The following is a 22,183-nucleotide window of genomic DNA, read 5'->3' on the forward strand; positions in this document are numbered from 1 at the left end:
TATTAAATTTGATACAAAAAGACAGTTTTTAAGTACTGCTAAATACTAAAAAATAAAATGTTGTACTTAAGTAAAGGCACTTTTTGATAACTAGCAACTTGGGTTAGTGGGACTTAGACAAAAAGTAGCCTTAAAAAACCATCAAACCTATATACAGAGTGACTTTGACATCGTTTTACCTGTTTTCTTGATATATCTGGGTTTCAAGCGTTTTTGAGCTTTCGGTGTATTTCCCTTATCCTGTATAGGTTTGAGGCTTGTTTCTGCCTCAAAAATGTTTAAGTCCCGTTAGTACAACACAGCGTAAATAAACCATCGATTATAAATCAATGAAACGCTTACGCTGTATTCATTTTTAATTCCGCCTTGCGGTACTAATCCCCAATCCCTAGTTCAAAGTGACAATGGGAGTTGCCACTTCAAGCAGGATGAAAATAATCGTAAATTTCTTGAGCCAAACGCGGCCCAATTCCTGCTACTTCAGCAAGTTGTGTGGTTGTTGCTTGCCGAATATAATCAACTGAGCGAAAATGCCCTAGTAGCAGCTTTTGGCGATGATGTCCTAAACCAGGAATTTCATCTAAACGCGATCGCTTCAATTTATCACTGCGTTGCTGACGATGGAAACTCACTGCAAACCGATGCGCTTCATCCCTCAGCCGCCGCAATAGCTGTACCCCTGGTTGTTCGGCATCAGTTGTCAAAGGTTTAGATTCTCCCGGTAAAAAAATCTCTTCTCGCTGCTTTGCTAAACTTACAACTCGCAAGTCTTCTAATAAATTCATCTCTTGCAAAACGGCGATAACCGATGATAACTGACCTTTACCACCATCAATCATGATTAAATCAGGCCAGTCAAGATTACCCAAACGTGTTAATTGCTGATCTTCCCCATATTTACGGAACCGCCGTTGGATGACTTCAGCAAGACTAGCAAAATCATCTGAGTGTCCTGCTGTCACCGTGGGATTTTTAATTTTGTAGTGGCGATAGTGCTGTTTTGCGGGTAATCCGTCGATAAACACGACTTGCGAAGCTACAGCATTTGACCCTTGAATATGGGAAATGTCGTAACCTTCAATGCGGTGAGGTACATCTGGTAAATCGAGAATGGCGGCTAAATCTTGCATTGCTTGGTGATTGCGATCGCCAAACTTCTGCATTCTTTGCAATTCATACTGAGCATTTCGCTCTACCATCTCAATTAATTCTGCCTTAGTTTGGCGCAAAGGAGTCAATATTGTGACTTTTTTGCCTTTACGTTGAGTTAACACATCCCCCAATATCTCCACATCTGGTAAATCATGCTGTACCAAAATCTCTGTGGGTATTTCTACGGAATCAGCAGTTTGGTAATGTTCCTCTAAAGCTCGTTGTAAAATAGCTCCTGGTTCTGCATGAGCATCAGCCACAAAGGCTAAACGTCCTACCAATTGTCCAGCGCGAATCTGGAATAGTTGAATGCAGGCGTGCTGTTCGTCGGCTGCCAGTGCGATCGCATCCCGTGAAACTGTATCATCTGGTAAAGAAACTTTTTGGTCAGCTGTCAGCGACTTTAACCCAGAAATTTGATCGCGAATCCGCGCCGCTGACTCAAAATTCAAGTTTTCAGCGGCTGCATTCATCTGTTGGGTCAAAATATCAATCAGTTCCTGAGTTCGACCTTGAAAAACCATCGCTATTTTTTGGACAATTTTGCGATATTCTTCTGGTGAAATCATCTGTTGACACACACCAGGACAACGCCCTAAATCAAAATTCAAGCAAGGACGGTCTTTGAAAAGTGGTTGAGGTCGTTGTCGCTGTGGGAAGATGCGCTTGCAGATGCGGAGAATTTCTCGCAATAAACCAGCATCAGTATAAGGTCCGTAAAATTTATCCTTTTCTTTGCCGAATTGGCGCTTACGAGTTATAAAAATTCGCGGATAATCTTCTGACCAAGTAATGCAGAGATAGGGATATTTTTTATCATCTTTGAGCAGCACGTTAAAGTATGGTTGGTGCTGCTTGATCAAATTGGCTTCTAGCGCTAAAGCTTCGGCTTCAGTATCAGTGACGATGAATTCAATTTCTGTCACCAACTTGACCATCGTGGCGATACGTTCACTTTTGTTGTAGCCATCCCGGAAATAGGAACGGACACGCAATCGCAATTTACGCGATTTACCTATATATATAATGCGATCGCCCGCGTCCCGCATGAAATAAACCCCCGGTTCCGGTGGAATTTCGGCTAGACGGTTTTCTAGTCGTTCTGGCTCTTTAACCAGTGATAATATTTGAGTAGATATTGTCACAACCAAAATTAAGTAATCTTTCTCTATTTTAAGAAAAATTATTTTTTCGTGCCGATTTAATAAATTATTTATCAAGTAAATATAAAGTAGCAGTCATAAGTGGCATATACCAGAACAGATGAAAGAGGTGCTGGGAACTGGGGAAGAATAATAACTCCTAACTCAGCACGGGGGGACAAGCCCTAGCTATCTGCTAACAGCATCAATTCAGGTAGGCTTAGTCTGCACAAAGAGAAGTCTACTATAGTCACTTATTAGGCTTTCAAGCTAGAGGCTCGCTAGAAAACTTACTGCAAGCATTAAAACTTTGGAGCCGACAAGAGTTTGTCTAGCTGCGACCTTAGTTATTGGCTACTACTGTCAGAATAAAAACTTTGCTTTTTGATTTTATAATTAATATTTTTAAATTGATAATATTTTATTATTTGAAATTTTATATTTTAGAGTAGATGATAAGCTAATCAGCATTTAAATTGCATAAAATTAAGGCTAAAGCCCTTAGTAAAACCGAATCAGTCTAGAAAAATGAATGACAATTAGCTTAATACTTTTGGATTGACTAATACTTTTATTAATAAATAACATACTTATATATTGCTTATATAAATATCATATAAAACTTTTATCTATTGATGATATTTGTATTTATTTATTGAATTCATAAGATTAAGCACATTAACGGATTTAGTCAGTTAAGTTTACGATTATGATTAAGAATATATTTATTATGATGATTTCAGACAAGAACTAAATTATGAATTTACAAGATTTTGAAATCCAGTATCGTGAGGCTATGGCTGAAACTCTCAATGAACTGCAAACAGCAGTTTTGTTATTAGCGCAAGTACAACAGAAAATTTTAACAATTGGCAGTTCTGTACAAACTCTTAGTGAGTGTGTTGAAGAGTTTATTGTTGACCAAAAAGCAGAATAAATATACGCCCAGCAAAAAAGTTTATCTGTGACGACAAGTAAATTGTTCTTCAATTGCAAGGATGAGATCCTTGAGTTTTAAAGGTTTGACAAAATAGTTACGTGCACCCAAACTCAGAGCTAGTTCTTGATCTGCTTTAAAAGCAAAGGCTGAAACCACAATGATAGGTATTTTTGACAAATCAGGTTTTTGCTGGACTTGTTTTAAGAGTGAATAACCGTCAATATCTGGCAATTTCAAGTCCAATAACATTAAATCTGGCTTGAATTTCTCTATGGTTGAGAAAAAAGCAGAGCCTTCTGATAAACTTTGCACTTCATACCCACAGTAACTTAGATAGTCACTAAGTAACATCCGATTGAGGTAATGGTCTTCAACTAGCAAAATTCGTCTAGCTTTGTGTAACTGCAATCGCTGATTTATATTGAATAATTGTACTGTCATTGCTACCTATTATCTGATGATCTTGATGAAAAATCAACAATTATTACTATAAACTAAAACAGTAGTGCATTTAAACAGTGAAACAACTAAAAAATGTACTTATGTAATCTAATCAAATATTTGAATAAATTAAATTTTGCCGCATTACAATACTTTAATGATAGTCTTTTTAAGTATAATTCAATAAAAACTAAGCTTGTTTTACAAAATTTTTATAATTTTGAGTATTTATTAAGTTAATATCTGTTTTATAAATTTAATTATCTAAACTTTATAAGTAAAACTACTTAAGTAATACTGAAACTAATATTATGGGAATTGCCTTTATTAAAGATGTGAGGGTCAGTAATACCACTGTACGAGATCCATATTGCAAACAAATAAAGTTGGTAGAGGTATACAGATATAAAATCTTGCAACTGATTTATTTGCTGCAAGTATTTTTAGAAACAGTATAACCTAGAAGATTAAACTATTTTCTAGCTGCAATAAAATATTCATCAAAAAAGGGAGCTAACAGCTCCCTTACTTATTTGTAGTTTTAAATATTTTTGGAATGGAAACCACAGTTTCAACCAGAGACTTTTTTTAACTTGCGTTGTGTAAAAAAGATACCAGCAACACCTAAAATACCAAATACTACTGAGGGTTCTGGTACTGTATGAGGGACATACTTAGGTGTTCTCCAAGTATAAATCGCACTGTAAGAAACACCATCATCAGAAGCAGTAATACCGGATGCAGTGGGATTAAAGCTATAGGCATAGTAAGTTTGACCACCAGTAACTACCTTGGCAATTTCACTAGCTGCGATTTCACCTTGGTATACGTTTAATGCAGCTTGCAGTGTCAGTACGTCTTTAAATGATGTGAGTTGAGAAATTTGACCCGGTAGTTGATTTTTGAGAGTATTTAGTTGAGAGATTTGACCTGGCAGTGTCACATTTTTGAAAGTATTCAAGTCAGAAATTTGACCCGTCAGTTGAGTTTTAGTGGTATTCAGTTGAGAGATTTGACTCGTCAGTTGAGTTTTGCTGGTATTTAGTACAGTGATTTGACCCGTAAGTTGAGTTTTGCTGGTATTTAGTACAGTGATTTGACCCGTAAGTTGAGTTTTGCTGGTATTTAGTGGAGTGATTTGATTCGTCAGTTGAGTTTTGCTGGTATTTAGTACAGTGATTTGACTCGTCAGTGTTTGCCTTTTTACTAAATTGGCTGGAGTGTTAGGAGTTGTATCCAGTTGTTTTTGCAGTGATGCAATTTGTGCAACAGTTGTGTCCAGTTGTTTTTGCAGTGGTGCAATTTGTCCAACAGTTGTGTCCAGTTGTGTTTGCAGTGGTGCAATTTGTCCGGGGATTTTGTCCAGTTGTGTTTGCAGTGGTGCAATTTGTCCAACAGTTGTGTCCAGTTGTGTTTGCAGTGTGGTAATCTGTCCGGGAATTTTGTCCAGTTGTGTTTGCAGTGGTGCAATTAGTCCGGGAATTGCATCCAGTTTTGTTTGCAGTGGTGCAATTAGTCCGGGAATTGCGTTCAGTTGTGTTTGTAGCTGTGGAATTAAACTTTCAACTTGTGAAAGGGTTGGTGAAGTTGTTTGTTGAGGAAACTGTGATTTAATTGCATTCCAATTTTCATCAACCTTAGTAGAAATAGTTGTTGCAAGTTTAGTCTTTACATCCAAGTGACCAACCAACTTCAGTTCCACACCGCCATTCTGACCGAATTGGAAACCACCAATGTTAGGATCTCCCATTCCCAAGTAAGGAAAATAACTAGTTACTAGTGATTTGGTCTCAGCTGAAAACCCGTTCCATACTGGTTGAAATGGTGTGTAGCTACTCAATAAATCGCCTAACCATTGCGAACCAAAATTATTCCAGTCATCAGCAGTGACACTGCTAACGGTGGCTTTGTAGCTTCCTTTTGTAGCAGTGAAGCCAACATTAGAATCTGGGGTTTCATCACTATACCAAAGCTCGACATTAGAGCTGGGGTCGTTATCTGTCAAAGCTTTGATGGCAGCTTTAGTACCATCTTGTGCATTCCCTTTAATGAAAGTACCATTTGAGCCACCAGTGTAAGTATTAATTTCTCCTGTATTATCGAAGCTAAAAGATGTAGCGTGTGCTGGAGTAGTGGCAAGAGCGCTCACACCAACGGCCATTGAGGCACCAATTACAAGTTTATGAAAAGTCTTTTTCATTGTTTTCAAGTCTCTGTCAGTTTGGAAGTTAAGTTTTAAACTACTGCCGTTTTTAGGCTTGGGCTGTCTTGACTACAGGCTTTTTGGCAATACAGTTGTTTAAAAGCACGACCTGCATTGTTAGCCGTCTATGGTATCTCAACATACAAACCCAGTTTAAGAAACGGGGAGACCTGATTGGGTAAAGTTACTGCTGATTATCAATAAAAAGATGAAAAATGTTTTGATATTTTTATAAGTTTAATTACGTATTTTAGATAAAAATAGTAGTTACAAAAGCTACATTTAAACAATTTTAATTTCTGTACAATGCGGTAATTGGTAGGGATGCACAAATATGCGGCCCTACCGCGTGTTCTATTGGTAAACTTTGCCACCAAAAATCTTTAGCGTTCAGCTTGAGAAGAAATTTAATGAAGAAACTCAGCCATTCTTTCTACAGCAATTTCTAACAAAGGTGGCTCATGCACCAAGGCAAAACGGACATACCCTTCTCCAGATTTGCCAAAGCCAGCACCTGGAGATACTGCTACACCAGTTTGTTTGACTAGCTGGGTACAAAATTCTACAGAGTTTTCACTCCAAGGTGAAGGTAATTTTGCCCAGATGTACATTGTGGCTTGGGGAGTAGGAACATTCCAACCAATGCGGTGTAAAGCACTGATAAAAGCATCACGCCGCGCCTGGAAGGTGGTGACAGCAGATTTTACGCCAGCTTGAGGGCCAGTTAGGGCAGCAATCGCACCATTCAAAATTCCCCGATATTGATTAAAATCAACGGCGGCTTTTACCTGGCGTAAGGCGTTAATTAACTGGGCATTACCAATGGCATAGCCAATGCGGAAGCCGCCCATATTGTAGGACTTGGAAAGGCTGAAAAATTCAATCGAGACGCTTTTCTTTGGATCGGCTTGCAGAATTGAGGGGACTAGGGATGGGGCATGGGGCATTAGTGATTTTCCCCTGCTTTGCTGCTCCTCTGCTCCTCTGCTGCCTTTTCCCCAGTCCCCAGTTTCCTCAAATACCAAATCTACGTAAGGGAAATCGTGAACCAGTACGAGATTGTGTTGTTGACAGAAGGCGACAGCTTCTTGGAAAAAAGATAAAGGTGCGATCGCAGCGGTGGGATTATGAGGATAACTTAAGACCATCATCCGCGACTGAGCCAAGACTGGGGCGGGAATATCAGCAAACACTGGTAAAAAACCATTTTCTGCCAGTAGTGGCATCGGGTAGATTTGACCACTGGCTAGGTAGACTCCCCCGGCATGGGAGGGATAGCCTGGATCGAGCAACAGGGCAAAATCTCCTGGGTTGAGTATTGCTAGGGGTAAATGGGCTGTGCCTTCTTGAGAACCAATTAGAGGTAGTACCTCAGTTTGAGGCTCGACTTTTATACCAAATTTTTGTTCGTACCAGTTGGCCGCGGCTTCGCGGAATCCTTGGGTACCGTTAAACAACAGATAGCCGTGGGTAGTGCGATCACCAAGAGACTGGGTGATCGCCTCAATAACGTGTGCCTCGGCTGGTAAATCAGAAGACCCCAACGATAAATCAATTACCTCTCGTCCAGTGGCCAAAGCGATTGCCTTGGCTCTGTCCATATCAGCAAATACATTCGATTTTAGGGGTTGTAAACGTTTTGCAAACTGTATGTTAGTCATTAGTCATTAGTCATTGGTCATTGGTCATTTGCTATGAACTATGAACTATGACTAATTACTATTTAAGTGGGTATCTAGGAGAGCAAATAATTTCTCTTTGCCGATGACTCCCTCGGTGGATATCAAAACTTCCTGGCCTTGAAATAGTCTGAGGGCGGGTACACCTTCCACTTGGTACTGCTTAACAGTGAGTGGGTTGGGGTCGATTTCCATCTTAACGACTTTGAGGCGATCGCTATATTTGCTGGCAGCTGAGTTAATCGCGGGCGACATCAATTGACAAGGCCCACACCAAGAAGCCCAAAAATAAATCAATACAGGCTGCTCGGCTTTTAACACTTCGGTTTCAAACTCAGCATCGGTTATGGTGATTACAGCCTTACTCATTGCAGTCTCCATCAGGTGGCGATCAAAGTTGGCACACACAATACTTTATCCCAAAGTCGTCAATAGTCCATAATCAATAATTCATAGTTATTAGGATTGTTAACTATTGACTCAATGACGTAAAATCCCACAGCCAACAGGTGTGGGACTAGCTTAAATAAGTTTTCTGTCAATTTTACAGTTGATCCAATTGCTTGCGTAGGGAATCTAATTCGGCATCAACCACCTCATTAGACTTAGGAGTAGTGGTTTCTTGTTGCGGTGGCAGTTGGGGTTGATTTTGTGGAGTGGCAGATGGTAGCATTTGCGCTTTCAAAGCTGCTAATTCATCATCAACATCGCTACTACCTTCCAACTGGGCAAATTGGGTTTCTAAATCTGCACCTGCTAACTCTCCTAGTGCTTGGGCCCGTGATTCTTGCATCAAGACTTTTTCTTCCATCCGCTCGAAGGCAGACATTGCACTGCTAGTATTCATCCCACGCACCATGCCTTGAAGTTGCTCTTGGGCTTTAGCAGTAGTGATTCTAGCTCTGAGCATTTCTTTCTTGGTTTTAGCCTCAGAAATTTTGCTTTCCAGCTGGATTAAGTTACGCTTGAGGGTGTCAACTTGGGTGCTTTGTGTATCTAAACTAGCTTTGAGGGCTGTACTGGTATCCGTATAAGTTTTCTTGCGCTCTAGAGCTTGTCGTGCTAAGTTTTCATCACCTTTTTGCAAAGCCAGTTGGGCATTGCGTTGCCACTTATTGATTTCATTTTGGGCATCATTATACTGTTTCTCACTGCGTTTTTGGGCAGCGATCGTCTGGGCTACTCCCTGACGCAGCTGTACCAAGTCTTCCTGCATTTCCAGGATGGCTTGCTCTAGCATTTTTTCGGGGTCTTCGGCTTTGTTAACTAGGTCGTTGAGGTTAGAACTAACTACTCGCTTAATGCGATCAAATAATCCCATAACTTTGTTTTTCCTTGTGTGATTTACGCTTTTTCTTGGACAGTTAGCTTTTTTACTTTTTTATAGCTACCTATTTCAATGTAATCTTTCCAGTTTGAATCAGTACCTCCTAACAACTCTTAATTGTTAAGATATCGTCAAACTGGGCTAATTAGTTGAACTTCAAGAATCCTGAGTTTTGGGTAACTGCTGTTGGGGAGGCTGTCCTGTCTTTTGGCTCTCCTCAGTTAGGAGACTATTGTGCTGTGTGTTTTCTGACTGCTTGAAAACCTGCACCTTCATCGCTGCCAATTCGGTATCTACATCATTAGATTCCAAAGAAGTAAATTGTGTTTCCAAGTCGTCGCTACTAAGTTGAGCTATGGCTTCTGATTGAGCTTCTATCTGTGAAACTTTTTCTTCCATGCGCTCAAAGGCACTTAGACTGTTATTAGTAGAAACTCCGCCGAGCATTTCTTGGAGGCGATAAGACGCTTCAGCAGAACGGGCGCGGGCAATATACATATCTTTTTTAGTTTTCGCCTCGGAAATTTTTAACTCTAGCGATCGCATATCCTTTTTTAGCCTAGCAACTATCTCGTTTTGCTGCTCTATCTGCGAAAAGAGGGCTGTAGTGGTTTCTTTATAGGCTTGGCGCTTAGTCAAAGCTTCACGTGCTAGAGGTTCATTGCCTTGTTGCAGCGCCAATTGGGCGCGGTGATACCATTCTTCCATTTGAGACTGAGCGGCCGCTGCTTGTCGTTCAGTGCGTTTCTGGGTGGCGATCGCTTGTGCCACTCCCTGCCGCAACTGCACCAGATTTTCCTGCATCTCCAAGACAGCTTGCTCCAAAATCTTTTCTGGATCTTCTGCACCACCGACTAAACTATTGAGATTAGCGCGAATTACCCGCAGGATACGTTTGATTAATTCCATGTCGGCTCTCCATTCACGAAACCCAGTTCTGAGTGCCTAGTTAAAGTCCTAAGTATAAAATTTTTATCGTAGGGGCGTAAACAAGCAAGATTTTGTCTCTAATACTCAGGACTCAGCACTAGCTCAATGCCCCGCTATTGCTAACAAAACTCAGCACTGGCTCAATGCCCTGCTAACGCTAACAAATACTTAAGACTGTTATCTCATGGTATCGTAGATTTTTGCAATTTATGGCTGCTGAATTCGTGCCTTGATTCCCTTCGCTTGTAACAATTGCATCTGTTGTTTTACTTGCTCTTTAGTTTTAAAAGCACCCAGATAAATCAATTCTTTGTTGGGCGATAAATAAGCATCAGGAATTACTTGCCGTGCTGAGGCAAAAGCCGCTCCTTTATTATCTATAACTACATGATAGAACCCATCTGTTCCTGGTTTGATTTCTGCATCTGGTTTTGCTGAGATTGCAATTGGCTTGGGCAAGGTTTTTGTTGGTGAAGTAGAAGGTAAATTTAGGGGAGGCAAGGATTTTAGGGTTGGTACTGGTGCTAAAGCGATTGGGTTGGTCGGTTTTCGGGCTGTATTAAAGTCAGGCAATGCTGCTTGAGGATTTGCGGGGTTTTGGGGAACAACTGGATTAGGTACTACTGCGGGAGTTGGTTGGACTTTGGGTTTTAAGCCAACTACATCATTGGCATCTCTCACCTCAGGAAACTCTTCAGTAGCTAGATTGGGATACTTGGGTATAGATGTGCTTGGTGGCTGGTTTTGAGGTTGGACATTACTCCCAACTTCCTCAGTATTTTCTGGTGTGGGAGACGAGTTGCCGTTAAACAACTTGCCTAAATTCCATTGTGGCAAGCTTTTAGGATTGAAGACTACATAACCCAAGGTAAGACTCGCTACCAATAGCAGCAACATAGAGCCAATACCCAAAGGTGATAGCAGACTGTCGCTAGAATTGCTTGGTTTCTTGGTTTCTGGTTGTTCTTCTGTCAGACTTCGCAGCAGTGCTTCACTAGATTCTAAATAGTCATCTGGGTGCTTAGGACTATCATCTGGCTGCAAGTGATTTTCGCTTTTAGTATTTTTAACGATTGCTGGCACGATGCTTCTACTAAAGTTAGGTGGAGGTGGTGGAAGTTGAGTTTCTGTTTTAGCTGCATTGGATGTGGAGGACACATTAAGATTATTCAGTTCCTCAATTTTTGCCGTAACTGGTGCTGGGTTCATCTCAGGATTCACAGCTACAGATGCAGGTGGTACATCAGTTTTTGCCGTAGCTGGTGCTGAGTTCATCTCAGAATTCACAGGTACAGATGCAGGCGGTATGTTGGTTTTAATTTCCGTTGCTGATGACTGAGTTGCGCCCAATGTTGTCGGAATAGCAGTTAACGGTTGGGGTTGTCCGTTCATGTAACTTGCAACACGGGATTGATTAGATGACACCAAACCAGTTCGCGTGCGTCGGTATCTAGCTAACTCTTGATCTAGCAGCACTTCTAAACTTGCTAGTGCTGCTGCTAGTACTGGTTTCAACCCAGGTGTTTTAGATGATTGATGAGTACTGGAGTCGTTCAGGGGTTTTTGAGTCATTGCTTTTGTGCCTCAAACTGTAGATTACTAGAATCAATTTTTAAATATATTTTGTGACAATAGTAGCGGAAATTATTTAAATAGATAGAGTGGACAAAGAAGAGACAAGGTAGACGAAGAAGAGGGGGAGACAAGGGAGAGACTTGTTCAATAATTCCTCCTTGTCCCCCTTGTTCCCTTGTCCCCTCAGCTCCCCACTTTGAATAATGTCGTTGAAATCAATTAATGATGTTTTAAGGATTCTGGAAAAGCAGGCTAAATGGCAGGAGCAACCATTTCAACGCCTGCTCAAGTGTTGGGCAGAAGTTGTTAGCCCAGTAGTTGCTGCAAATACTCGACCATTGTCGATTCAGCGCGATGTTTTATCAGTAGCAACTTCTAGTGCTGCTTGGGCGCAAAACCTGACTTTTGGTCGCACATCTCTACTTTTAAAGTTGAATAAAAAGCTGCCAGCGCCTTTGGTTGATATTCGCTTCTCTACTGCTGGCTGGCAGAATCCGTCGGTGGAGATAAAACAGCAACAATCGGTTTCGCCTCATGAGCATCCCAGTTACCTTGGTGATGAGATTAACCGCCCTGATGCTACACCCACTAAAGATGTAAATGCCGCTTTTGGACATTGGACGCAGATTGTGCGATCGCGATCGCATGGACTACCCCTTTGTCCCCAGTGTCAATCTCCTACCCCACACGGTGAACTCCAACGCTGGCAAGTCTGTTCTGTCTGTGCTGCTAAACAGTTTTCTAAGCAAAATAGTTGAGCGATTATTCATTAAGCAGAATTTCTCCTGACAAACTTGCTACTATCACATAAAATAGTTTTGATTCTTGAGAAAAAACATATTTTACTGCTCAAATATGCCGAATGTGGTATATACGCAGACTATTTATTTGGAATTCTATGCCTTAAGGATGATTTAAGGAGGAAGTTAAAAGGTTGGATAAATCAAAAGCTTTAGTTTTAGTCTTGATCCCTAATAAGTTTTAGCCCAAATCTATAGGGAAGCACTATCAAGATTATTTAAATATATAACAAGATTATAAAAATATCCTAAAGTTTGTTTTTTCCTTGGGATCGCTGAAACCTATATAAAATAATGACTTTTTGGCTCTTATCCGTCTTTATATGTAGAAGCAAAATATAAAGATGAAATTCAGCCAGAAACGGCACTAAAGATGAATCCAAATGAAACCTATTAAATTTCTAGCATCTGCCTGTAAATATTGCCGTCATTACCAGCCAGAAGGTCGCCGTGGTGGAACGTGCCAGCAGTTGGGCGCACCAGTTCAAGCGACTTGGAAGGCTTGCTCTTTGGCGCTCCCACCTTTTGCACCTTCTTGGGAAACTTTAGAGGATGCTTGGGGATTGCCAGATGCAGCCTCAGTTTTAACATCTTGTCAATCTCTAGCCTCAGATTTAGACAATACTGCTCTTGCCCCTCTAGAGGAAATAACTGCTTCTATACCCGAACAGGTAAAGACTAAAGCAGTGGTTATTTAGTCATCCATTATTACTGGACTAAGTTTGTAGTCTACTTAAAATAAGATTTGTTTTTAAGATTTTTAGTGCTGTAAAAGTTGATATATACAAAAATCGCACCCTTTAGTGAGGTGCGATTTTTGTAATTCTAAGGTAGCCAAGGAAAAGAACGAAAATCTGGTGGACGCTTTTCGAGAAAGGCTTGTTTTCCCTCAGATCCTTCTTCTGTCATGTAATAAAGTAGGGTGGCGTTGCCAGCAAGTTCTTGTAAACCAGCTTGTCCGTCACAATCAGCGTTAAAGGCAGCTTTAAGACATCGAATTGCGATCGGACTTTTTTCTAAAATCTCCTGCGCCCATTGAATCCCTTCAGTTTCTAGTTGTTCCACTGGGACAACGCAATTAATTAAGCCCATTTCTAAAGCTTGTTGTGCATCATATTGGCGGCAGAGAAACCAAATTTCTCTAGCTTTTTTTTGCCCCACGATGCGGGCGAGATAGCTGGCTCCAAAACCACCATCGAAACTGCCGACTTTCGGGCCAGTCTGTCCAAAAATGGCGTTATCGGCAGCAATGGTAAGGTCGCAAATCAAGTGTAGGACATGTCCACCACCGATCGCATATCCGGCGACTAGGGCAATCACCACTTTCGGCATGGAACGAATCAGCCGTTGTAAGTCCAGCACATTCAACCGAGGGATGCCAGTATCATCCACATAACCCGCATGTCCGCGCACGCTTTGATCGCCACCAGAACAGAAGGCATATTTTCCATCAGTGTGTGGACCATAACCAGTAAATAGGATAACACCAATAGTGGTATCTTCACGAGCATTACAGAAAGCGTCGTACAGTTCAAAGACGGTTTCAGGACGGAAAGCATTACGTTTATGGGGACGGTTGATGGTGATTTTTGCAATGCCATCAGTTTTTTGATACAGAATATCTTCGTAGGTTTTGGCAGTTTGCCAGTTAATTTGCATTGGTATGGAGTGCGCTGTTGCTTCGAGAATTTTATCGCGGACGTAGGGACAAGCGATACCTGCGGTGGGCTACGTCTACGCTAAAATTGGTGTCTCAAGCCTTTACGATCTGGTAATTGTCTGGGTGTTGAGGAATAAAAATGCGACGTGACACCATCTTCTACAAATTATTTAAGCAATTTCCCGGTTTGCTGTTTGAATTAGTAGATAAACCACCTCCAGAAGCGGAAAACTACCAGTTTGAATCAGTTGAGGTCAAAGAAACGGCGTTTCGGATTGATGGAGTGTTTTTACCTCCCGCTAATGCAGTTTCCAAAACCGTCTTTTTTGCAGAAGTCCAGTTTCAGAAGGACGAAGACTTATATCACCGCTTCTTTAGCAAATTGTTTTTGTTTCTCTACCGCAACTCTATCCGTTACGATGACTGGTTCGGAGTGTTAATCTTTGCTTCTCGTAGTCTTGAACCTTCTTCCTCTTCAATTCACCGCGCTTTGTTAGAAAGTGGTCAAGTCACGCGGGTTTATCTGGATGAGTTGGGGGATTTGCGACAACAACCTTTGGGATTGGGGTTGATGTTGTTGACAAATGTTACTTCAAAAACGGAAGCAGTGGAAGGGGCGCGGTTTTTACTACAACAAGCACGGCAACAATCGGAGCAAGCGATAATTGATTTAATAACGACGATTATCGTCTACAAGTTTTCTAACCTTAGTCGAGAGGAGATTCAAGCGATGTTAGGACTGAATTTGGAAGAACCACGGGCGATTCGGGAAGCACAGGAAGAAGGAGAAAGAAAAATCATTTTACGACAATTAAATCGGCGCGTGGGTAATATTCCTGATGCGCTGCTGTCCCAGATTCAACAGTTATCGGTGGAACAGTTGGAAGCTTTAGGTGATGCTTTGTTGGATTTCTCTACTCTTGCTGATTTGTCAGGGTGGTTACAAGGTGAAGTAAGCGGGTAAGTTTCACGTAGAGGAGAAGGGCGATCGCACTCCGTAAAATAATTATGGTTACAAATAAAGTTTCCCAAAGTGAATCAGCATAGGAAGCGGTGGAAGAAGGAGTGCGATCGCTCGTCCTGCGACTGTTAAAACGGCTATTTAGTGAAATTGCTGAGGAACGTTGGAAGCGTTGGCTTTGGCGTTGTTGGAATTGAGATTGCGATCGCTGACTTAGAAGGGTAGTTACAAACAAGATTACCAAAAGGGTAAATCTCACACATAAAATTCGTTGAATATGGAAAATATTTGCCAACAAATTCATCAATCTTCTAAATATGTTAGTTTCTGGCTTACTAAGCAGCCTAATGTAAATGAAGAGTCACTGACTGATTAGCTGTTATTTCATATATCTACTAAAGTACCAAATATCCTATATTATACTTTTACTAGGATTGAAGAGGCTTGTCAAACTGGAGCAGATTGGGAATGGTGGATTTTATTTACTGATAACTATGTACGTTTCTGCGTTCAAGCAAAGAAATTATCAACTTATGATAACTATAAAAAATTAGCCTATATTAATAAGTATGGTCTACAAATTAATAAATTTTTAGAAGACTCTAAACGAGCTAATGCAATTTCTCTTTATGCATTCTATAGTCCAGCTATTAACTATAAGATGTGCAATAATCAACTGAGTAATCAAAATGATGGAGTTTTTCTTGCAGGTGGTCAGCAAATCCATAATACTTTTATTTTAGGTTATCCCCTGAAAATCACAGCTAATGATATTCTCAAGCTCTGTAGACCATTTTCTTGTTTTGCTTGTTGTCCCTTAATTACAACAAACAGTAGTGGATTACAGCACTATTTAAAACAATATTTTCAACTTGAAATGACATCAGGATCACCAAAATCCAATAACTTTAGAGGTCTTCATGATGAACTTCCACAGTATTTGTTGTCATTTATGGACAAGGTGCAGGTTGGTGTTCCTGAATGGTGGGAAAACGAATTTAAGTTTGAAATAAGTGATTTCAATGCTCTTTTAGTCTACGATTTTCGTCAGCAAAGCTCTGATGAGCAAGACATACGTTTTTAATGAACTACGAGGCATCAGCGTTTAACCTAATCGCTATATTGAATTCTGCTATTCAGCAATAAAAACTTAAATGTCAATATTGGCAGCAAACTCCCTTAAATTATCCTGTCGCCACTTAGCATCAGCTTTGCGATTTGTCTGCAACTCCAAAAGTCGAACTCCCTTATTTGGAAGCGGGTTTAATTTTTGCTGTAAATACTGCCAAGAAGTAATCAATTCATGCTCAACATTATAAGTAGCGCACAATTGGGCAAAATCAATATCCTGGGGAGTGCCAAAAAACTCTTCAAATGGCGGATCAAATTTGGCAATGGGTAACATTTCAAAAATACCACCGCCATTGTTATTGATTAACACAATCGTCAGATGTCCGACAAACTTATTACGGATTAAAAAACCATTAGTGTCATGCAACAGGGCTAAATCTCCCGTTAACATCACACTACTTTGCTGGCGATGGGCAATTCCTAATGCTGTGGATAATGTGCCGTCAATGCCATTTGCACCCCGGTTAAAGTGCGATCGCACTTCTAAATTATTCGGTTTCCAAAAATATTCCACATCTCGCACAGGCATACTATTGGCAATAAACAGTGGCGTTCCTGGCGGTAAAATCTGAGAAATTAACCAAGCTGCTTTACTCTCAATTATTTCATCTATTTTCCCCATCGTCTGGTCAACAACTAACCTGACTTTAGCTTCCGCATCACACCATTGCTTTCCATAGTCTGAGGAGAAAGATAAATTTCTCTCGTCTGCCTTTATATCTTCTACAGATATCCGTAAATGCGTCGTCCTCCCGTGCAAAGGGTCGAGGTTTTGGTCACTCTTGTCAATTACCCAGCGTCGCGGCTGGGTTGCATCTATCCAGGTACGTAGCTCTTTACTTGTAGGCATTTCACCCACCTGAATCACCATTTCGGGCGCTAACTGCTTTGCTAATTGCTGATTTCGCAAAATTAGATCATAAGTAGAAATCAAATAAGGGTTGAGTTCGGCATAATTTCTCACTGGGGAGAGTCCCTCAGCTAGCACAGGCCATTTGAGAGTTTGGGAAAGTTGCGCGATCGCCTTACAATATTCCCGTGGTTGCTGTGGTTGGGCAACACCTGCGATAATAATGCCGCGATCGCATTCTTTCCATTCTTTGGGCATGGGGCATGGGGCATAGAGGAGCCACTGCGGTCTTGGGGTCTCCCCAAGTGGAGCAAGTGGCGTCATGGGGCATGGGTTTGCTATTCCTGCGAAAAACTCTTCTGGTTGAAATTGTGATTGCAAATAACTCAAGTCCGTTCCATCAGGAAGAGGTGCTAAGGGATCGCGAAAGGGAATATTCAAGTGTACTGGCCCATTTGTAGGAGTTTGCGCTCTTTCCCAGCTATGAATTACCGTTTGTCGCAGGTAAGCTAGCATTCTCAGATCGGCACAGGGTAAGGCTAACTCTGTTTGCCAATTTGGGTAGTTTCCATATAATCTCAATTGATCTACAGTTTGCCCAGAGTGACAATCTCGCAATTCTGGAGGTCTATCGGTGGTCAATATCAACAGTGGTACGCGACTATATGAGGCTTCAATGACTGCTGAATAAAAATTTGCTCCTGCTGTACCAGAGGTGCAAACTAGTACCACTGGACGTCCGGTTGCTTTAGCTTGTCCCAAAGCAAAAAAGGCGGCAGAACGTTCATCGAGAATGGAAATTGCTTCAATCTCAGGTGCTTGTTGAGCAAAGGCAATCGCTAAGGGTGTAGAGCGCGATCCAGGACAAATGATGGCACAAGTTAATCCCAATTGCTTTAGGGTCTCTGTTAAAATATAAGCCCAAAGTTGATTAACATTCCTATAAGCGATCGGCATTAAATCAAACATAGCTATAAAACAATCTTAATTTTGAGATTTTGTCTAAGGAAATTCAATTTAAAATCCATCAATGCGGTGATAGAATCCAACACCGCCACGCGAGTTTCTGAGAAAGAAAATCTCCAAGCAAACTTGCTCCACTTTCTACAAAATGCACAATTTGCTCTCAAACTTTTATGGACTGCATTCATTTAACGGGAATTCGCGGCTATGGCTACACTGGGTATCTACCAGAAGAACAGGTGCTAGGACAATGGTTTGAGGTGGATGTGAGGTTATGGTTGGATATCTCCACAGCGGCCAAGACTGACGCGATCGAAGACACTTTAGATTATCGCAGCGTCATTAGCTTGATACAACATCTGATCAAAACGTCTAAGTTTGCTTTAGTGGAGAAATTGGTAACAATGATCGCAGATTCTATTCTCCAAGAATGCGATCGTGTAACAAAAGTCCAAGTCACTCTCAGCAAACCTGCCGCACCTATTCCAGACTTTGGTGGCAAAATTAGCATTGAACTGACTAAAATCAAATCCAACATTTAATTCACAAAATGTGTTTTTTTTCAATATCTATCAGCTAGCAAAGAACAGAGGGTTTACGTGGAGCTTGGGAATGTCTCACAATGAGAATCTTTCCTGCCATTGCCCCCAGCACCTGCTGACTATCAAAAAGCTAAAAAATACCACGATCTGCTGATGAGCATTTAACTTGCATATTTTCAGAGGACAGGAATTGTGATTAAGTATTAACCAGAAGCTATAGGGCTAGTATTGGATTTGTAAAATATGCGTAGTAGCGTGTCAAGGCTAAAATAGTGCATTAAAAATGTATCAATTATTGAGATTTGAGAAACATAACTAATTTTTCTATTGCACACATTTAGGCTTGCCAGGCTATTACAAGACTACTGAAATTTTTGAAAAAACAATCTACGATTTTTATCTAAATATTTCTAAGTAATACGAATTCCCTTATCATTTAAGATTTCAGACATTTTTAGATCAGAATCTAGACCTAATCGGATATAAAAGCTATTTGTAGGTAAAGCAGCATTAAACTCTTTAATTACAGATAAAGATTAATTATTATTCTTGAAGAAGAATACATTCGTCAGAATTCAGGAGCGGAGCCTTGGAAAGCTCTGTGGCTTGGCGTCAGAATCAAGACGCTCGATGACTCGAAGGAGCTTCGCTATCAGTAGGGGATTGGGACCCTTACAGGTGATTGTAGACCGCTAAATCGTACCCCTTTCCTACGGAACGCTCCGCGAACGGGGAAGCAAGCTTGGCGCAGCGTCTGGAGAAAGAGAAGATTTAGCTCTTTTCTTAAACCCAGTTATTCATCCGCCCTTCGGGTGACGCTCGTACCTCGCTAACGCTACGCTAACGGCAGTCGCTCATGAGGGAAACCGCCTCTAAGCGACTGCCTCACCAGTCACACTCCAATTCAATTTCTTATTCTAGCGACTGACTCCTGAATTCTGTTTTGATAATTTAGTGAGTATATATTATATTACATACAACACACTCTAGATTTTTTAACTTATATTAAAGTAATATACTGAGATCTTATGAAATTTTATTCTTGATTAATTTTTATATAGATATTATACTTAGTGTTTATACTTTTTCCATAGAAAATTATTATATACATTTTAAAATTTTAAGTTGATGTTAGTAGCATCATATTAGCTACATGAATTAATCAAAATTAGCTTTGACAAGCATAGAAATTTCCGGAGATTAATAACATGATGCTATTTACTCATTAGTCAGTATTAATATCAGGCAAGAATACAGGGTAGTTAAAAATTGTTTATGATAAGATAAGCACTTTTAACTTGAGTTGACACTGACAACAAAAATCTGAACCTTAGCAAACAAGTTATTGTAACATGTTGGCCCGCAAAATCCTAGTTGTTGAGGATGAAAAAAATATAGCCTCAAATATTAGAAAAAGTTTACAAAGATTAGGTTATTTAGTATCAGAAGTAACTGAATATGGTGAGGAGATAATAAAAAAGGTAGCAGAAACTCATCCACATTTAGTATTAATTGATATCTGTCTAGCTGGAGAAATAGATGGTCTCTATGTAGCGGATATTATCCAGAATCACTTTCATGTGCCTGTAGTATATCTAACGGAGTGTTCGGAATATAAAACATTACATAAAAATCAGCTAAGTGAGCCTTTTAGTTACATAGTCAAACCATTTATCGAAAGTGATTTACATTTTGTGATTGAAATGACCCTGCACAAACATGAGAGTAAAAAAATATTATATGAAGAAAAAGAGAGGTTGATAGCAATTATTAATAGTATGGGTTGTGCAGTGATTGTGACGTATGCAAATGGTTGTATTGAAATGATGAATCCCATAGCAGAACTAATCACTGGTTGGAAACAAAGTGAAGCATTAGGGAAAGATTTAATAGAAGTGGTTAACTTAGTTAATAAAGATGTGGGAGAAAAAATTGAAAATTTGGCCACTTATGTAATCGAAGCAGGTGAAGTTTTCAATTTACCAGAAAACTGTACATTGATTACCAAAGACGGCAAAGAAATAGCGATTGGAGATAATGTTGCACCTATCCACGATCGAGATGGCAATATTACTGGCGCGGTTTTAATTTTTCAAGACATCACTAAACGTAAGCAGACAGAGGCGCAACTGACCCGCAATGCATTTTATGATGGGCTAACAGAATTACCGAATCGTATTTTATTTTTAGATCGGCTTAGACAAACCATTGAACGTAGCAAACGCAGAAGCGATTATTATTTTGCAGTTTTATTTTTGGATTTAGATAGCTTCAAAGAGATTAACGATCGCTTTGGGCATGGAATAGGGGATGATTTTTTAGTAGCGATCGCTAGAAGTCTAGAGTCGTGCTTGCGTGGTGGCGATACTGTAGCACGATTTGGTGGTGATGAGTTTACTGTTCTTTTGGAGGATATTAAAGACATTACCGACGCTACCAATGTTGCCAAACGTATTCAAGACTCTTTAAGATTGCCAGTTAACCTGAATGGATATCAATTATCTACTACAGTTAGCATTGGTATTACTTGGAATTTTAGTAGTTATGAGGAGCCTGCAACTGTGCTACAAGATGCTGATATTGCTATGTACCGAGCTAAACGACAGGGAAAAGCTACTTATGCCATATTTAGTTAAGGATGGAATATAATACTCTAGCCGCTACTAAGGTTATCATACACAACCGAGAAGCCCGATGAATCTGTTATGGAAAAAACCGAAAAACAGAAAATGCTCGCAGGCGAATTATATTTGGTCGAAGATCCAGAATTGGCTGCCGAAAAGAAGCTAACCAGTCGTTTGTTGCGAAAGTACAATTCTCCAACTGAAGAACAGCAAGAGCAACGGCAGCAAATTTTGCAAGAATTATTTGGAAAAATCGCTCAAAAAGTAGCAATTGTGCCACCCTTTCACTGTGACTATGGCATTAATATTTTTGCTTTACTAGCGACAAATTGTATATAAACTATGGCTGTGTAATTTTAGACTGTAATACAGTTCACATTGGTGAAAATGTTTTGTGCGCTCCTTATGTACAAATTTATACTGCTTATCACCGAACAGAGCCAGATATTCGTCTTTCTGGTAGAGAATTAGCTGCCCCAGTTAACATTGGTAATAATGTCTGGATTGGTGGCAATGCAATTATTTGTCCAGGTGTAACTATTGGTGATAACACAACCATTGGTGCTAGTAGTGTAGTTGTCAAAGATATACCTGAGAATGTTGTCGCTGCTGGCAATCCCTGCCGCGTCATTCGGTATTTATTCTAGAGTTTAAAATTTATAACCTCTAGCAATCCAATAGAGCCAGTCTGCGATCGCTTCTTGAGTTTCACTGTCAGCATCAATAGCTGCTATTTCAGATAATTTTGCAGAATAGACATCTTCATCCTTACCATTAATATAAGCCACTTCGACAAACATATCTTTTAAGCACTCATCATCTGGGGCCATTCCCAGTACTTCTACTTGTTTCTCTTCGACAGCACCTGATTTGCGTCCCTTCTTAGTCCATGTAGCCAAAAAGGGAAAATTCAGAGCCTCTTCGAGGTAGTAGTACCAACCCATAGCCCGGTCTTCTTTGTCTTCAGCATCTACAACGATCTCCGTTTTAATGCGATGCTCTCGGTTTTCGTCGGCTTCAACACTAGGCATAAGATAACACTTTGCGTATAATTCATTTTGATAATACTACCAAAATGTTTCTAAAAGCATAGTTAAATATATCTATTATGTCCACTTAATTACTTATTCACCTCCCAGAACCCCACCCCTTAATCTTCTCTTTGGAAACTCTTAGGGCAAGGTGGGGTGAAATGACTGTGGCAATCATCACTAATTATCTGGAAATGATATAAACTCTACAAAAAACCGCTTGTCAATGACA

The 22,183-nt window shown here is 40.2% G+C and carries 19 protein-coding genes and 1 pseudogene; 8 read left to right on the top strand and 12 right to left on the bottom strand.

What is annotated here, in order from left to right; genetic code table 11:
* Window positions 1–419: 419 nt before the first annotated feature.
* On the bottom strand, window positions 420–2,297 hold the full coding sequence (gene uvrC, locus V7K56_RS06215; protein WP_334908627.1) for an excinuclease ABC subunit UvrC: 1,878 nt from the start codon (window positions 2,295–2,297) through the stop codon (window positions 420–422).
* Between the two features lie 754 nt (window positions 2,298–3,051).
* On the opposite strand from uvrC, the gene V7K56_RS06220 reads away from it, so the two are divergent.
* Window positions 3,052–3,231, top strand: a complete 180-nt coding sequence (locus V7K56_RS06220; protein ID WP_334908629.1) for a hypothetical protein — start codon at window positions 3,052–3,054, stop codon at window positions 3,229–3,231.
* A 21-nt stretch (window positions 3,232–3,252) separates the two neighbouring features.
* Here the strand turns inward: V7K56_RS06220 and V7K56_RS06225 are convergent, their stop codons facing one another.
* From V7K56_RS06225 to V7K56_RS06255, 7 genes are all read right to left on the bottom strand, one after another.
* Complete coding sequence (locus V7K56_RS06225) at window positions 3,253–3,675, bottom strand: response regulator (RefSeq protein ID WP_334908630.1); 423 nt, start codon at window positions 3,673–3,675, stop codon at window positions 3,253–3,255.
* Window positions 3,676–4,246: 571 nt separating this feature from the next.
* Window positions 4,247–5,875, bottom strand: a complete 1,629-nt coding sequence (locus V7K56_RS06230; protein WP_334908632.1) for an NF038130 family PEP-CTERM protein — start codon at window positions 5,873–5,875, stop codon at window positions 4,247–4,249.
* Window positions 5,876–6,285: 410 nt separating this feature from the next.
* The gene (locus V7K56_RS06235; protein WP_334908634.1) at window positions 6,286–7,539 is read right to left on the bottom strand and encodes an LL-diaminopimelate aminotransferase; all 1,254 of its coding nucleotides are present in this window, start codon (window positions 7,537–7,539) and stop codon (window positions 6,286–6,288) included.
* Between the two features lie 51 nt (window positions 7,540–7,590).
* Window positions 7,591–7,926: a thioredoxin family protein gene (locus V7K56_RS06240; RefSeq protein WP_334908636.1), complete on the bottom strand. Its 336-nt coding sequence runs from the start codon at window positions 7,924–7,926 to the stop codon at window positions 7,591–7,593.
* Between the two features lie 175 nt (window positions 7,927–8,101).
* The gene (locus V7K56_RS06245; RefSeq protein WP_334908638.1) at window positions 8,102–8,878 is read right to left on the bottom strand and encodes a PspA/IM30 family protein; all 777 of its coding nucleotides are present in this window, start codon (window positions 8,876–8,878) and stop codon (window positions 8,102–8,104) included.
* 162 nt (window positions 8,879–9,040) lie between these two features.
* Entirely contained in the window at window positions 9,041–9,793 is a 753-nt protein-coding gene (locus V7K56_RS06250; RefSeq protein WP_334908640.1) for a PspA/IM30 family protein, read from the bottom strand.
* Window positions 9,794–10,021: 228 nt separating this feature from the next.
* Window positions 10,022–11,386, bottom strand: a complete 1,365-nt coding sequence (locus V7K56_RS06255) for a hypothetical protein (RefSeq protein WP_334908642.1) — start codon at window positions 11,384–11,386, stop codon at window positions 10,022–10,024.
* Between the two features lie 206 nt (window positions 11,387–11,592).
* Here V7K56_RS06255 and V7K56_RS06260 point away from each other — a divergent pair, with 206 nt between their 5' ends.
* Window positions 11,593–12,147, top strand: a complete 555-nt coding sequence (locus V7K56_RS06260; RefSeq protein ID WP_334908644.1) for a DUF721 domain-containing protein — start codon at window positions 11,593–11,595, stop codon at window positions 12,145–12,147.
* A 425-nt stretch (window positions 12,148–12,572) separates the two neighbouring features.
* Window positions 12,573–12,887, top strand: a complete 315-nt coding sequence (locus V7K56_RS06265; protein ID WP_334908646.1) for a hypothetical protein — start codon at window positions 12,573–12,575, stop codon at window positions 12,885–12,887.
* 127 nt (window positions 12,888–13,014) lie between these two features.
* Here V7K56_RS06265 and menB read toward each other — a convergent pair whose 3' ends face one another.
* Window positions 13,015–13,848 carry a 1,4-dihydroxy-2-naphthoyl-CoA synthase gene (menB, locus tag V7K56_RS06270; RefSeq protein ID WP_334908648.1) on the bottom strand — a complete coding sequence of 278 codons (834 nt, stop codon included), beginning with the start codon at window positions 13,846–13,848 and terminating at the stop codon, window positions 13,015–13,017.
* Between the two features lie 140 nt (window positions 13,849–13,988).
* Here menB and V7K56_RS06275 point away from each other — a divergent pair, with 140 nt between their 5' ends.
* A complete protein-coding gene (locus V7K56_RS06275) occupies window positions 13,989–14,813 on the top strand; it encodes a DUF2887 domain-containing protein (RefSeq protein WP_334908650.1) in 825 nt (274 codons plus the stop codon).
* Here the strand turns inward: V7K56_RS06275 and V7K56_RS06280 are convergent.
* Window positions 14,764–15,114, bottom strand: coding sequence for a hypothetical protein (locus tag V7K56_RS06280; protein ID WP_334908652.1), 351 nt, complete (start codon window positions 15,112–15,114; stop codon window positions 14,764–14,766). The genes V7K56_RS06275 and V7K56_RS06280 overlap by 50 nt on opposite strands.
* Window positions 15,115–15,243: 129 nt before the next feature.
* Here V7K56_RS06280 and V7K56_RS06285 point away from each other — a divergent pair, with 129 nt between their 5' ends.
* Window positions 15,244–15,894: a DUF6615 family protein gene (locus V7K56_RS06285; protein ID WP_334908933.1), complete on the top strand. Its 651-nt coding sequence runs from the start codon at window positions 15,244–15,246 to the stop codon at window positions 15,892–15,894.
* A gap of 66 nt (window positions 15,895–15,960) precedes the next feature.
* Here the strand turns inward: V7K56_RS06285 and menD are convergent, their stop codons facing one another.
* Window positions 15,961–17,760, bottom strand: a complete 1,800-nt coding sequence (menD, locus tag V7K56_RS06290; protein ID WP_334908654.1) for a 2-succinyl-5-enolpyruvyl-6-hydroxy-3-cyclohexene-1-carboxylic-acid synthase — start codon at window positions 17,758–17,760, stop codon at window positions 15,961–15,963.
* 167 nt (window positions 17,761–17,927) lie between these two features.
* Here menD and folB point away from each other — a divergent pair, with 167 nt between their 5' ends.
* The 3 genes and pseudogenes from folB to V7K56_RS06305 all read left to right on the top strand — a co-directional run bounded on the left by folB (window position 17,928) and on the right by V7K56_RS06305 (window position 21,567).
* A complete protein-coding gene (gene folB / locus V7K56_RS06295; protein ID WP_334908656.1) occupies window positions 17,928–18,296 on the top strand; it encodes a dihydroneopterin aldolase in 369 nt (122 codons plus the stop codon).
* A gap of 1,352 nt (window positions 18,297–19,648) precedes the next feature.
* The gene (locus tag V7K56_RS06300; RefSeq protein ID WP_334908658.1) at window positions 19,649–20,932 is read left to right on the top strand and encodes a diguanylate cyclase domain-containing protein; all 1,284 of its coding nucleotides are present in this window, start codon (window positions 19,649–19,651) and stop codon (window positions 20,930–20,932) included.
* A gap of 69 nt (window positions 20,933–21,001) precedes the next feature.
* Window positions 21,002–21,567, top strand: a pseudogene (locus V7K56_RS06305) (sugar O-acetyltransferase).
* A 3-nt stretch (window positions 21,568–21,570) separates the two neighbouring features.
* Here the strand turns inward: V7K56_RS06305 and V7K56_RS06310 are convergent.
* A complete protein-coding gene (locus tag V7K56_RS06310) occupies window positions 21,571–21,951 on the bottom strand; it encodes a calcium-binding protein (protein WP_334908660.1) in 381 nt (126 codons plus the stop codon).
* Window positions 21,952–22,183: the final 232 nt, after the last annotated feature.

This window comes from Nostoc sp., from assembly GCF_036917535.1.
GTDB lineage: Bacteria > Cyanobacteriota > Cyanobacteriia > Cyanobacteriales > Nostocaceae > Nostoc.

Bases quoted from the DNA above. Each gene is read 5' to 3' on its own strand.
- V7K56_RS06230 (WP_334908632.1), bottom strand. From the start codon at position 5,875: ATGAAAAAGACTTTTCATAAACTTGTAATTGGTGCCTCAATGGCCGTT.
- V7K56_RS06250 (WP_334908640.1), bottom strand. From the start codon at position 9,793: ATGGAATTAATCAAACGTATCCTGCGGGTAATTCGCGCTAATCTCAAT.
- V7K56_RS06275 (WP_334908650.1), top strand. From the start codon at position 13,989: ATGCGACGTGACACCATCTTCTACAAATTATTTAAGCAATTTCCCGGT.
- V7K56_RS06220 (WP_334908629.1), top strand. From the start codon at position 3,052: ATGAATTTACAAGATTTTGAAATCCAGTATCGTGAGGCTATGGCTGAA.
- V7K56_RS06240 (WP_334908636.1), bottom strand. From the start codon at position 7,926: ATGAGTAAGGCTGTAATCACCATAACCGATGCTGAGTTTGAAACCGAA.
- V7K56_RS06225 (WP_334908630.1), bottom strand. From the start codon at position 3,675: ATGACAGTACAATTATTCAATATAAATCAGCGATTGCAGTTACACAAA.
- menD (WP_334908654.1), bottom strand. From the start codon at position 17,760: ATGTTTGATTTAATGCCGATCGCTTATAGGAATGTTAATCAACTTTGG.
- V7K56_RS06235 (WP_334908634.1), bottom strand. From the start codon at position 7,539: ATGACTAACATACAGTTTGCAAAACGTTTACAACCCCTAAAATCGAAT.
- V7K56_RS06265 (WP_334908646.1), top strand. From the start codon at position 12,573: ATGAAACCTATTAAATTTCTAGCATCTGCCTGTAAATATTGCCGTCAT.
- V7K56_RS06260 (WP_334908644.1), top strand. From the start codon at position 11,593: ATGTCGTTGAAATCAATTAATGATGTTTTAAGGATTCTGGAAAAGCAG.
- menB (WP_334908648.1), bottom strand. From the start codon at position 13,848: ATGCAAATTAACTGGCAAACTGCCAAAACCTACGAAGATATTCTGTAT.
- V7K56_RS06245 (WP_334908638.1), bottom strand. From the start codon at position 8,878: ATGGGATTATTTGATCGCATTAAGCGAGTAGTTAGTTCTAACCTCAAC.
- V7K56_RS06280 (WP_334908652.1), bottom strand. From the start codon at position 15,114: ATGAATTTGTTGGCAAATATTTTCCATATTCAACGAATTTTATGTGTG.
- folB (WP_334908656.1), top strand. From the start codon at position 17,928: ATGGACTGCATTCATTTAACGGGAATTCGCGGCTATGGCTACACTGGG.
- V7K56_RS06255 (WP_334908642.1), bottom strand. From the start codon at position 11,386: ATGACTCAAAAACCCCTGAACGACTCCAGTACTCATCAATCATCTAAA.
- V7K56_RS06310 (WP_334908660.1), bottom strand. From the start codon at position 21,951: ATGCCTAGTGTTGAAGCCGACGAAAACCGAGAGCATCGCATTAAAACG.
- V7K56_RS06300 (WP_334908658.1), top strand. From the start codon at position 19,649: ATGTTGGCCCGCAAAATCCTAGTTGTTGAGGATGAAAAAAATATAGCC.